Raw genomic sequence first — 12773 nt, 5'->3', positions numbered from 1 at the left:
GGCCTGTTCGGAAAAATCTAACGGACTCCACATGCGTTCGATATCGCAGACATTCCGCTGTTTCGACGAAGTCGCGCGGCGCGGCTCGCTTCGCAAGGCAGCCGATGCGCTGCACCTGACCGCCGCGGCGGTACACCAGCAGATCCGCAATCTCGAGGAGCAGGTCGGCGTGCCGCTGTTCGACCGGCTGCCGCGCGGCATGCAGCTGACGCTCGCCGGCGAGATCGTGATCGCGGCCGTGCGGCGCGGCCAGCGCGATTTCGACAACGCGCTGACGCAGGTCGAGGACCTGCGCGCGTTGCGGCGCGGCCACGTGAATCTCGCGGTGCCCGCGTCGACCGCGGAAAAGCTCGTGCCCGACGCGATCCTTGCCGCGATGCAGCGTTACCCGGGCGTCACGTACAGCGTGCGCTCCGGAAACGGCGAGAGCATCGTGCGCTGGGTCGAGACGGGCGAGGTCGACATCGGTTATGCGCTGCGCCGGCGTACCGCGCCGGGCGTCGTCGAGGTGCGCGCGTTTGCGCAGCCGCTGGGTGTCGTCACGGCGCCCGGTCATCCACTGGCGTCGACGGGTGGCAAGGTGCGCATGCGCGACTGCTTCGCGCATCCGCTGATCCTGATGACGCCCGACACGGAGCTGCGCGCGATGTTCGACCAGATCGATGCGCGGCAGCCGCGCAACGTACGGCCGCTGGTCGAAACCGGGTCGGTGTCGATGGTGCGGCGTCTCGCGGCCGAAGGCGCCGGCGTCGGCTTCCTGATCGCGGAAAACGTCGCGGACGACGTGGCCGCCGGCCGGCTCGCCTGGACGCCGCTGGCCGATGTGGGCGCGCGCTCGTTCAGTTGCATCTACCAGCGGGCGGACATGAGCGCGACCGTCGCGATGACGATGTTTCTCGAGTTCTTTTCCGAGGCGATCGACGCGATGGAGCACGGCTTCGCACGCAGCGGCCCGTCGAGCGGCACGCGTCGCCGGGCGAAAAGATAACGACGTCGCGCGGCGAGCCGCATCGGCGTATCGAAACGCGATGCAGTGCAACAGGTGAACCCGCATGCCGGTTCGGTGACGTTGCGCACACAACGTCCGGTTGCACTACGCCATTTCCTTATTGCGGAAAAAATTTTGTTCATGGGACCATCGAACGCGTTGCCCGTGCACCGAGGGGGGTGCAGGCAACAGGATGTCCATCGCAACGATCGACGAGAACATCGGCAGACAATGAACAGAACAGCGATTTTTCCGTATGCGTCCGCGTTGCTCGCGGCCGCCCTGTTGACCGCCTGCGGCGGCGACGTCGAGAACGAGGCGGGCCGCACGACCGCACCTTCCACCGATGCGAGCTGCCTCGCGGTCGACAACAGCGGCGCGACGGTCGTGGTGGGCTCGAACCAGCCGGGCGACCCGTCGCTGCCGGAAGCGTCGTCGGGCTATCGCACCGGGATGAAGCCCGTCCATGCGAAAACGTACCTGGTCGCCACGTCGAACGCGTACGCGAGCGCGGCCGGTTGCGCGGTGCTGAAGAAGGGCGGCACGGCCGCCGACGCGGCGGTCGCCGTGCAGGCCGTGCTCGGCCTGACGGTGCCCGAGGCGACGGGCCTCGGGTCGGGCGGCGTATTGCTCTACTACGATGCGCGCGGCAAGACGCTGCAGGCGTACGACGGCCGCGAAACCGCGCCGGCCGCCGCGACCGAGAACTACCTGCGCTACGTCGACGACGCCACCGATCATTCGGCGCCGCTGCCGAACGCGCGCGCGAGCGGCCGCTCGATCGGCACGATCGGCGTGCCGCGGCTCATCGAGGCGCTGCAACAGGATCATGGCCGCCTGCCGTGGCAGAGCCTGTTCGGCGACGCGATCACGCTCGCGACCAACGGTTTCCCGATCGGCGGCCGGCTGGCCGACGCGATCGCGGCGAACGCCGCGAACCTGAAGCGCGATCCCGAAGCCGCCGCGTATTTCCTGAACGCCGACGGGTCGCCGAAGACGCTCGGCACCGTACTGAAGAACCCCGCGTATGCGCGCACGCTGTCGCTGATGGCGCAGTCGGGCGCGAATGCGCTGTACACGGGGCAGATCGCGCAGGACATCGTCGCGAAGATCGCGGTGACGAAGGGCGCGGACGGCTCGACGCTCACGCCGGGCAAGACGACCGTCGCGGATCTCGCCGCCTATCAGGCGAAGCGCCGCGACCCGGTGTGCACGACCTATCGCAGCTACTGGGTGTGCGGGATGCCGCCGCCGTCGTCGGGCGGCATCGCGGTCGCGTCGGCGCTCGGCATTCTCGAGAACTTCGACCTGAAGTCGCTGAAGCCGACGGCGATCGATCTCGAAGGCGGCAAGCCGACCGTCGCGGGCGTCCACCTCGTCACCGAGGCCGAACGGCTCGCCTATGCGGACCGCGACAAGTACGTGGCCGATACCGACTTCGTGCCGCTGCCGGGCGGCACGTGGGACACGCTGCTGAACAAGCCGTACCTGAAATCGCGTGCGGCGCTGATCGACACGACCAAGAGCATGGGCACCGCGCAGCCCGGCAATCTCGGTGCGGTGCCGCTCGGCGTCGACACGACGCTGATCGAGCACGGCACGAACCAGTTCACGATCGTGGACGGCGACGGCAACGTGCTGAGCGCGACGACGACGGTCGAGTCGAGCATGGGCTCGTTCCACATGACCAACGGCTTCCTGCTGAACAACCAGTTGACCGATTTCTCCGCGAACCCGCTCGACACGTCCGGCAATCCGGTGGCCAACCGTCTGCAGCCGGGCAAGCGGCCGCGCAGCTCGATGGCGCCGACGATCGTGTTCGGGCAGGCCGCGGACGGCTCGCGCGGCGACTTCGTGATGGCGACCGGTTCGCCGGGCGGCGGCACGATTCCGCAATACGTGGTCAAGACGCTGGTCGGCGCGCTCGACTGGGGGCTCGATGCGCAGCAGTCGGCGGGCCTCGTCGACTTCGGCGCGAGCAACAGCCCGACGACCACGGTCGGCGGCGAACATCCGAACGTCAACGCGGCGAACAACGGCGCGAACGATCCGCTGATCACGGGGCTGCTCGCGCTCGGGCACAAGGTGTCGACGTCCGCGCAGGCGAGCGGCGTCAACACGGTGATGCGCGTGACGGTCGGCCAGTCGCCGGCGTTGCAGGGCGGCACCGATCCGCGTCGCGAAGGCGTCGTGCTCGGCGATACGTTCCGGCCGTAACCGCGTGGGATGCGCACGGCCCCGGTCCGCTTGTCGGCGGCCGGGGCCGTGCATCATGACAAGGCCGCATCGACGACCGGGCGCCACCCGTCCTTCGGGATGCAGATAAAAGCGGCCGGCTCGTCAGCCGGCCGTTGCATGGATCGGCTTTCCCGATACCTGGCGATCGGGCAGGTCGTCGCCGTGACGCAGCCGGTCGTCCCGGTTCGCGGTTCACACCCGCCAGTCGTCAAATACGGCGTTCACCCGCCGCAAGCTCCCGATTGTCAAACAGTGTGAGTCAATCGTCAGCATTTGCAACGGAAGTAACAGTCCCCGCAATTCAATCGTTTTGCGCGTCGGCGCCGCTACATTAGCTCCACCTGCCGCATGTCGCGGCGAGGCATGCGACAAGCCGCACGAAGGCGGCCCGCAGCAACAACGTCTTTGGGGAGAATGACCATGAACAAGATTCGTACGATTCTGCTGGGTGCCGCTCTGACGGCGATGGCGACTTCGGCTGCATTTGCACAGACCGCCCAGACCGGCGCCCAGGGTTCCGCAGGTGTCGGCGCCCAGGTCCAGACGCCGCTGCTCGGCGGCGGCGTGGGCGTGCAGGCGGGCGCCGGCGCGAATGCGGCAGGCTCGGGTTCGGGCGCGGGCAACGTCGTCGGCGGCGCGCTGAACGGTGTCGGCAAGACGGTCGGCGGCGTGGGCTCGGCAGCCGGCACGGCAGTGGGCGGCGCGACGCAGGCGGTCGGTTCGGCGGCGGGCGCGACGAAGGATGCGGCGGCATCGGCCGTGCATGCGACGAAGTCGCACGTGAAGCACGTCGCAGGTTCGACGAAGAGCCATGCGCAAGGCGCGGTGTCGACCGCGGGCGATGTCGCGGGCGGCGCGAAGGCGAAGGCCGGCGAGGCGCTCGAAGGCGCGACGAACGCGGTGCAGGGCGGCGCGTCGGTCGGCGTGAAGGGTTCGGCGTCGGCGCAAGGAGGCGCGCTGTAATAAACAGCACGCATCCCGCCACGGCCCGGTCCGCTTCGATGCGGGCCGGGCCGTTTTTTTATCGGCGCGCGGCCCCTGCCCATTGCCCGCACGCCATGCTTAAATAGCAGGGCGCCCGACAGCCGGTCGCCGCGATGGTCGTACCGGCCGGCATGAGCCAGCATGTCCGATCGACACCGTGACGACAGACGATACAAAAACACCGTTCCGGCGAGCCCGGCGCGGTCCGATAACATTCCGAGGCATCACGTCATGACCCTCCTGTTCCGCCTTCTCGCGCTCGCCTGCGCGCTCTGGCTGGCTGCCTGCGCGGCGCCGCCCCCGCCGTCCGCCAGTACCGCCGCGCCCAGCGCCGCGCCGGACGCCAGCGAACGCCGCGGGCTCGGTACCGCGTGGGGCGAGTCGGTGCGATCCGAAACCCGGCAGGTCGAATTCGAACGCGCGGATCCGGCGAAGCCGACGGACCTCGCGTCGGTCTACTACAACGACGTGCTGCCCGGCCATCTTCCCCCGTCGCAGGTGCGCCGGCTGCCGACCCGCATCGCGCTCGCGAACGGCGACATCGCGCTGTCGTTTACCGACGAGAAGGGGGCGCCGCTGCGTCTCGCGCGCAGCAACGGCCGCTGGCACATGGCCGGCGTCGAAGGCTCGCGCTACATGATCGTGTTGCGTAACCAGGGGCGCCGCGCGTTCGAGGTCGTGTCGACGGTCGATGGACTCGACGTGCGGTCGGGGCGGCCGGGCAGCTATACGAACGGCGGCTACGTGCTGTATCCGGGCCGCACGCTGACGATCGAGGGTTTCCGCAAGAGCCGCGACGAAGTCGCCGCGTTCCGCTTCGCGGCCGTGCCCGACAGCTATGTCGTGAATTCAAGGTACGGCGATGCCGCGAACGTCGGCGTGATCGGTGTGGCGCTGTTCGCACAGAAGGAGAGCGACGAGGATGCGCTGCGCCGCAACGCGAATCCATTCCCCGGCAACGACAACGGCTATGCGCCGCCGCCCGTTCCGCGCGGCGAGTGAGCGCCGGTAGCCGGGCGCGTGCGTCGCGACGCACGCGGGGCGATCCCGCGTGTGTTCCTGCTCCCCGTTCGACGCTTTCCCGGCGTCGTTTCGCTGTCACGCGATCGTGCTGCGGCACAATGGCGGTTCGCATCGGTATCGCGTGCTTCCCCGCCATCCGGACCGACGGAGAACGCATGTCGTTACCCGCTTTCAGGTACCATCGCGACCCGCTTGCAACGGGCAGCGCGATCCGGCTCGGCGCGTGTCGCATGTGCGGCGGCAGGCCCGGCGGCTACCGGGGTGACGCCTGACGGCACGGGCCCGTGCGAGCGGCGTCGCCCCTTCGCCATGAAACAGAGGAACCTTCGTGAAGTTCATCCACGCGGCAGACATTCACCTTGACAGCCCGTTGCACGGCCTGAGCGCGTACCCCGACGCGCCGGCCGCGCAGTTGCGCAACGCGTCGCGCGAGGCGCTGCGGCAACTCGTGGATCGGGCGATCGAGGAGGAAGTCGCGTTCCTCGTGATCGCGGGCGACCTGTACGACGGCGACTGGAAGGATCACAACACGGGCATCTTCTTCGGCCAGCAGATGGGCCGCCTGCGCAAGGCCGGGATCCGCGCGTTCGTCCTCGGCGGCAACCACGATGCCGAAAGCGAGATGACGAAGAAGCTGACGCTGCCCGACAACGTCACCGTGTTCGGCCATCGCAAGCCGGAAACCTTCAGGCTGCCGGAATTCGACGTCGCGCTGCACGGGCAGAGCTTCAAGGACAAGGCCGTCGTCGACAATCTCGCGGTCGGCTATCCGGACCCGGTGCCCGGGTACTACAACATCGGCGTGCTGCACACGGCGCTCGAAGGGTATGCGGCGCACGCGAACTACGCGCCGTGCACGCTGGCCGAACTGCACGCGAAAGGCTACGACTACTGGGCGCTCGGCCACGTGCACGAATTCCAGCAATGGACGGGCCCGTCCACCGTCGTGTTTCCCGGCAACCTGCAAGGGCGCCATATCCGCGAAACCGGCCGGCGCGGCGCGGTGCTCGTGACGGTCGAGCAAGGCAACACGCAGGTCGAGCGACTGTATCTCGACGTGCTGCGCTGGGAAGCCGTGTCGGTCGATGCGTCCGATTGCCTGTCGGTGGCCGATCTGTCGCGAAAGATCGGCCAGTCGCTGGAGGCGCTGTTGACCGTCGACGGCCACGTGCCGCGCGCGGTGCGCGTCACCGTCACCGGGCGCACGCTCGCGCATGGCCTCTTTTTCGGCCGCGCGCCGCAGTTGCGTGCGGAAGTGCTGAACCAGATCGGCATCATCGGCAACGAGCGGCTGTGGCTGGAGAAGGTCCGGCTCGCGACGTCCGCTGCCGATCGGCAGCCGGGCGAAAGCGAACCGCTCGAGGCGCTGGAGGACCTGAAGCGGATCCTGGCCGACGCCGCGCATGATCCGGATTTCCTCGCGCTGCTCGAACGCGACCTGAAGCCGTTCGTCGGCAAGGTCCGCAGCGACGTGAAGGAGGAGGTGCCGTTGCTGACGATGGCGCGCGCGGGCGAGCTGACCGCGCTGGTCGAGCAGGTCGGGCCCGCGTTGCTCGCGCGGCTCGCGAGGGGGGAGTAAGCGATGCGCATCAGCCAGCTCGATCTGATCAAGTACGGCAAGTTCACCGACGAGACGTTGCGTTTTCCGTCGGCCAGCGAGGATTTTCACGTGATCGTCGGGCCGAACGAGGCGGGCAAGTCGACGATCCGCACGGCCGTGTCCGAGTTGCTGTTCGGGATGAAGCTGCAGACGCCGCTCGATTTCCTGCACAGCACACCCGAGTTGCGAATCGGCGGCGTGCTGGAGAGCGGCGCCGGTGAACTCGCGTTCCACCGGGCGCGTGGCCGCAGTTCGTTGCGCACGCCCGCCGACGACAAGCTGCCCGACGACTATCTGGCCGCGATCCTCGACGGTGCGACGCGCGAATTCTTCGAGCAGATGTTCGGGCTCGATCACGGGCGGCTGGTCGATGGCGGCCGCAGCATTCTCGACGCATCGGACAAGCTCGGCCAGGTGCTGTTCGAATCGGCGGCCGGCGTCGGCAGCCTCGGGCCGGTGCGCGAGGAACTCGACGCGCGCGCGCTCGAATTGTGGGCGCCGCGTCGCAGCGGCAGCGCGTTTGCGCTGGCCGAAACGGCGTTCAACGAAGCCGTCGCCGAACTGAAGACGGTCCAGGTGCGCACGCGCGACTGGGTCGATCGCAAGGACGCACGCGAAGCGGTCGAGCAGCAGATCGAGCAGGCGCGCGCGGAACAGCGTCGGCTCGAAGCGCTGCGCTCGAAGCTCGAACGCGTGCGGCGGCTCGCGCCGTACCTGAAGGAACTGACGGTCAAGGATGCGGCGCTGGCCGAACTCGGCACGGTCGTCGAGTTGCCGCCGACCGCGTATGCGGATCTGCTGAAGGCGCAAGGCGATCTCGCGGCCGAGCAGAAGGTGCTCGAGGAACGGCGCGCCGACCTGCTCGCGAAGCGGCAGGCGCGCGATGCGATCGCCGCGGACGCCGACACGCTGGCGCTCGAAGCGGATATCGAGGCGCTCGACCGGCTGCGCGGCGCATGCATGAATCACGCGCAGGATCTGCTGCTGCTCGGTGCGGACGTCGAGCGGCACCTGTCCGCCGCGCTGTCGGCGGCCGCGCAACTCGGCTGGCCGACGGACGAAGCGTCGCTGCGCGCCGCGTTGCCGACGGCGCTGTCGCTGCAGACCGTCGCGAACCTGCTGCGCGAGCATGGCGCGTTGCACCAGGCGCTCGCCGGCGCGCGCGAATCGCTCGACGAACGCACGCGCGAGCTGGCGCAGGTCCGCGAACAACAGGCGCGCCTGTCGACCGTCGACGTGCCGCAAGCATTGCGCGCGGCGCTGGCCGATGCACAGGGTTTTCGCAACAGCGGCCCGCGCGAGCAGGCGCTGGCGCATGACATCGCGGCTGCCGAACGCACGCTGACCGGCGCACTCGATGCGCTCGGCCCATGGCGGATGCCGGTCGACGCGCTGCGCGCGCTCGACGTGCCGTCGGCCGCGCGGCTCGGCGCGTTGCTCAAGGAAGACAGCGAACGCGCCAGCGCGGCCGCTGCCGCGCGCGACGCGCGGGATGGCGCGCTCGAGGAACTCGAACGGCTTGTGCTGCAGGAGAAGCATTTCGCGGAGAACCACAAGGTCGTCACGACCGCCGACGTGCTGGCGGCGCGGGCGCGGCGCGACGGCGCGTGGGGCGAGATCCGCAGCGGGGCCGTCGATCTCGCAACGGGCGCACCGGCGGTCGATGCCGCGATTCGCCTCGCCGACGAACTCGTCGATGCGCAGCTCGGCGCGACCCAGGCCGCGGCGACGCTGCAATCGCTGCGTCAGCAGGTCGAATCCGCCCGTGCAGGCGTGACGCGCCGGCAAGCCGCGCTGGACGAACGCGAGCGCGAGCTCGCCGCACATCGCGACGCCTGGGCCGCGCTCGCGACGACGGCCGCGGTGCCCGGCATGCCGCTGGCGGCGATGGGCGACTGGCTCGCGAAGCGCGACGCGGTGTTCGCTGCACAGGCCGAGCTCGATCGTCAGCGTCGCGAATTCGACGCGATGCGTGCTACCCGTGCCAGCGCGGAAGCCGCGCTGCGCGCGGCGCTGCTGCCGGTATCGCGGGGCGGCGGAGCGGACGGATTGGCCGCGCTCGTCGCCGTCGCCGAGACGTTCGTGCAGTCGGCCGAGAAAGCGGCCGCGCAGAAGGACAGCCTCGACGATCGTGCGCGGGAAGCCGAACGCGGCTGCGCGACCGCGCAGTTGCGGGCCGATCATGCGCAAACGGCTTACGACGCGTGGCAAGCGCAATGGCGCGACGCGCTGGCCGACGCGAAACTGTCCGCGAGCGCGACGACGCTGGCCGCGGCGGAAGGCGCGCTCGGGCTCGCGAATACGGTGACGGCCGAACTGGCCGATGCCGACGCGCCGCGCAACCGGATCGCCGCGATCCGCGCGGAGTTGAACGCACTCGAGGCCGGCGCGCGGCGGCTTGCCGAAGCGCTCGCGCCGGAATGGCTGGCGAGCGGCGACTGGCCGGACGTCGCGCGGCGGCTGACGATGCGCCTCGCGGCCGCCCGGGAAATCGCGCGTGCGATCGATCGTGCCGACGAGGCCGTGCGGCAGGCCGACGGCAAGGTCGCGGACGCGGCGGCTGCGGTGGCCGGCGCCGACGCGCGCATCCAGCCGCTGCTGCAACGGGCCGGCGTCGCGTCGATCGATGCGGCGCTGCCGCTGGCCGAGCGTTCGGATCGCCAGCGCCAGCTTCGGCAGGCGGTCGATGCCGCGCACGAGGCGCTGGTGCGCGACGGCGACGGGCTGTCCCGGTCCGCCGTCGAGGCCGAGGTGGCGGAACAGGACATTGCCGACGTGCCGGCGCATCTGGAAGCGGTGAAGCAGTCGCTGGACGATGTCGGCAAACGGCTGAACGCGTTGTCGCAGCAGCAGGTCGTGGCCGATCAGGCGTTCGGCGCGATCGACGGCCAGGCGAACGCGGCGGTCGCCGAGTCGAAGCGGCAGGAGGCGCTCGCGGCAATGGGCGACGCGGCCGAACAGTATCTGGAAGCGGCCACGGCGAGCCGCTTGCTGAAGTGGGCGACGGATCGCTACCGTGACCAGAAGCAGGGGCCGATGCTGCGGCGCGCGGGCGAGATCTTCGCCGGACTCACGCTGGGCGAATTCGCGAAGCTGACCGTCGATACCGAACGGACGCCGCCCGCGCTGTATGCACGGCGTACGAAGGGGACGTCGGTCGAGGTCGCCGGGTTGAGCGAAGGGACGCGCGATCAGCTGTTCCTCGCGCTGCGGATCGCGGCGCTCGAGTTGCAGCTCGGCAGCCGCACGGCGCTGCCGTTCGTCGCCGACGACCTGTTCATCAATTTCGACGACGCGCGTGCGAAGGCGGGGCTCGATGCGCTGCGCGATCTGTCGACGCGTACCCAGGTGCTGTTCCTGACGCACCACGACCACCTGCTGCCGCTCGTGAGGGACGTATTCGGCGCGCGGGTCAACGTGGTCGAGTTGCAGCGCGCGCCGGTCGGCGCGTGATGCGGGCACGCCGGGAAGCCGGCGCACGGGAAGCGGCATCGCGTACAGGTAGTATGAGCGGTTCCGAAATGCACGCGGCCGGTTCAACGGCCGCGGTCTGGCCACACGAGGGGTGAATATGAAGAAGCTGGTAGCCGCGATTGCGTTCGCGGCGGACAAGCATCGCAATCAACGGCGCAAGGACGAAGAAGCGTCGCCGTACATCAATCATCCGATCGCGCTCGCCGACGTACTGGCCAACGAGGCCGGCGTCGAGGACGAGCGCGTGATCGTCGCGGCGGTGTTGCACGACACGGTCGAGGATACGGAGACGACCGAGCAGGAGTTGCTGCGGCTGTTCGGCAAGGATGTGGCGGACATCGTGATGGAAGTCACCGACGACAAGTCGCTGCCGAAGGAGGAGCGCAAGCGTCTGCAGGTCGAGCACGCGGCCACCATCAGCCGGCGCGCGAAGCTGGTGAAGCTGGCCGACAAGATCTGCAACCTGCGCGACATCGCCCGGCATCCGCCCGCGGACTGGCCGCTCGAACGCAAGCAGGCGTACTTCGACTGGGCGAAGTCGGTCGTCGACCCGATGCGCGGCGTCCATCCCGGTCTCGAGGCGATCTTCGACACCGCGTACGCGGCACGGCCGGCGGACTGACGCACGCGCATGCGATCGGCCCGATCCGCCGCACCACGACCGGCTGCAGTCGCGGGTGTCGACGTTGGCGGCGACAGGAAGCTGTGCGATCTCGTGATCCTGCGTGGCTCGACGGTCGTCTGTCGGGAAGCGCGAATCGCGCCCGAGTCGTTGCCCGCACTGTGTCTCGCCCATGACGTCGTGGCCGTCGGCGTCGACGCGCCGAGCCTGTGGTGGACAGGGAGCGGCCGCCGCGCGGCCGAGCAGGCGCTCGCGCGCGAACGGATCTCGTGCTTCCCGACGCCGTCGCGCGAGCAGGCCATCGCGAGCACGTCGGGCTTCTTCGACTGGATGTTCATGGGAGAGCGCGTCTACCGCGCGCTTTCGGACGCCTATCCGTTGCTGACGGACGCGCGCTACGCGGGCGGCCGTGCGAGCTTCGAAACCTATCCTTATGCGATTACCTGCGCGATGCTGGGCAAGGCCGTGGCGTCGGCGAAGCAGAAGCGCAATCAGCGGCGGCAATTGCTGGAGCGGCTGGGAATCGACGTATCGACGCTGCGCACCGTCGATGCGCGAGACGCCACCTTGTGCGCGTTGACGGCGCAGTACGTGATCGACGGGAACGCGCATGCGTATGGCGATGCGGCGGGCGGGTACATCCGCGTGCCGGTGATGAGCGAGACGATCGTGCTTGATTCGCCGTAGCGGCGACGTGCGGCTCCGCGCGGGATGGCGGTCGGAGGGCGAACGCTTCGTGCGGGAAGAATGCCGCAGGCCCGGCGATGCAGCGGGCGGCTAGCGGCTGTCGGCGGGCACGACGTGAGGCCGGTGCACCGCGCGATGCCGGGCGAGCCTGTTCAATCCTCGAGGATGGATGTCGGCACGCTGGACAGGTCGCATGCTTGGGCATGCGCGAAGTAGCTGTCCGCATCGTCGATCATCACGACCGCGACATCGATCAACTCGTCCAGCCGTTGCAGCAGCGATTCCCGCCACTCGATGTCTTCGTCGCGCTCGGGCGTCTTGTCCAGCTGCTCGATGATCGAGTCGGCGGTCTGCAGGAATGGAATCGCCTGCTGATAGTTTTCGATCGAGACCAGTGCCGCGTTGCGCGCACCGACGAGTCGCTCGCGATGCGTATCCGCGAGTTCGGATTCGCCGCTGATGCGCGGCAGCATGTCCGAGATGCGTTGCAGAAGCGGCGGGACCTCTTGTTCCAGCAGGATCGCGCGCTCGCGCAGTGCCGCATATTCGTCGCGAAGGTCGGTGTCGCCGGGTTGAGTCGTGCTGTCCATCGTCAATATGAGTGCGTGGTTCGGTCGCGGCATGATACTCGACCGCGCCGGGTTCCTTGGCCGTTCCGCGCCCCCTCATATAGGGGGAAAGAGACGTGTTCGTCATATCTTTGGACGGCGGCGCGCGTTGCGCTTCCTGGCCCGTCGAGCCCAAAGCCTCCGTGCGCGTGAGCGCACGGAGGCTTTTTCAAACTTTCTTCACAAAAGCGCTTGCATGGATGGGGACAGGTGCTTAGAATCACGCCTCTTTCGCGCCAACGGAAACGCGGCGCGGAGGGAAGGGAAGCAGTGCTGTTGGGGTTCGGAGGTAGCGAGCCTCGGCGGTACGGAAGTTGAGCCCCGCAGTCGCAACGAAGTCGTTCAGAAAGTTGTTGACGAGCTGCGAAACACGGTTCATAATCTCGCTTCTCTGCTGCTGAAAACGCAGCGCTGCTGAGGGGTTCAAGATCCCTCGCAGACATGCTCTTTAAAAATTAACAGCCGATAAGTGTGGGCGCTTGATGACAGCGAGCTGATCCTCGGATCAGATAGCAAAAGTATCAAGAGTCTCACACTAAAGTAAGTCAG

The 12773-nt window shown here is 68.6% G+C and carries 9 protein-coding genes; 8 read left to right on the top strand and 1 reads right to left on the bottom strand.

The annotated features are described in order from the left end of the window. Positions 1 to 31: 31 nt before the first annotated feature. The 8 genes from H0X91_RS00045 (at position 32) to H0X91_RS00010 (ending at position 11616) form a co-directional block, all read left to right on the top strand. Positions 32 to 988 carry a LysR family transcriptional regulator gene (locus H0X91_RS00045; protein ID WP_196432765.1) on the top strand — a complete coding sequence of 319 codons (957 nt, stop codon included), beginning with the start codon at positions 32 to 34 and terminating at the stop codon, positions 986 to 988. Positions 989 to 1219: 231 nt separating this feature from the next. Beyond that, entirely contained in the window at positions 1220 to 3205 is a 1986-nt protein-coding gene (locus H0X91_RS00040; RefSeq protein WP_034203784.1) for a gamma-glutamyltransferase family protein, read from the top strand. Positions 3206 to 3646: 441 nt separating this feature from the next. Further along, complete coding sequence (locus tag H0X91_RS00035) at positions 3647 to 4189, top strand: hypothetical protein (protein ID WP_006497816.1); 543 nt, start codon at positions 3647 to 3649, stop codon at positions 4187 to 4189. 252 nt (positions 4190 to 4441) lie between these two features. Beyond that, positions 4442 to 5212 carry a hypothetical protein gene (locus H0X91_RS00030; RefSeq protein WP_043205837.1) on the top strand — a complete coding sequence of 257 codons (771 nt, stop codon included), beginning with the start codon at positions 4442 to 4444 and terminating at the stop codon, positions 5210 to 5212. A gap of 349 nt (positions 5213 to 5561) precedes the next feature. Further along, entirely contained in the window at positions 5562 to 6812 is a 1251-nt protein-coding gene (locus H0X91_RS00025) for a metallophosphoesterase family protein (RefSeq protein WP_006497813.1), read from the top strand. Positions 6813 to 6815: 3 nt separating this feature from the next. Then, positions 6816 to 10286, top strand: a complete 3471-nt coding sequence (locus H0X91_RS00020; protein ID WP_196432686.1) for an ATP-binding protein — start codon at positions 6816 to 6818, stop codon at positions 10284 to 10286. 118 nt (positions 10287 to 10404) lie between these two features. Beyond that, positions 10405 to 10929, top strand: coding sequence for an HD domain-containing protein (locus H0X91_RS00015; protein WP_006489846.1), 525 nt, complete (start codon positions 10405 to 10407; stop codon positions 10927 to 10929). Between the two features lie 9 nt (positions 10930 to 10938). Beyond that, positions 10939 to 11616, top strand: a complete 678-nt coding sequence (locus tag H0X91_RS00010) for a DUF429 domain-containing protein (RefSeq protein ID WP_006497811.1) — start codon at positions 10939 to 10941, stop codon at positions 11614 to 11616. A gap of 152 nt (positions 11617 to 11768) precedes the next feature. Here H0X91_RS00010 and H0X91_RS00005 read toward each other — a convergent pair whose 3' ends face one another. Continuing rightward, positions 11769 to 12239 carry a hypothetical protein gene (locus H0X91_RS00005; RefSeq protein WP_012493818.1) on the bottom strand — a complete coding sequence of 157 codons (471 nt, stop codon included), beginning with the start codon at positions 12237 to 12239 and terminating at the stop codon, positions 11769 to 11771. Between the last annotated feature and the right edge of the window lie 534 nt (positions 12240 to 12773).

The organism is Burkholderia sp. 9777_1386 (assembly GCF_015712265.1).
Classification (GTDB): domain Bacteria; phylum Pseudomonadota; class Gammaproteobacteria; order Burkholderiales; family Burkholderiaceae; genus Burkholderia; species Burkholderia cenocepacia.
Note: the sequence above shows the minus strand (reverse complement) of the source record. Positions and strands in the feature narration are given on the sequence as shown.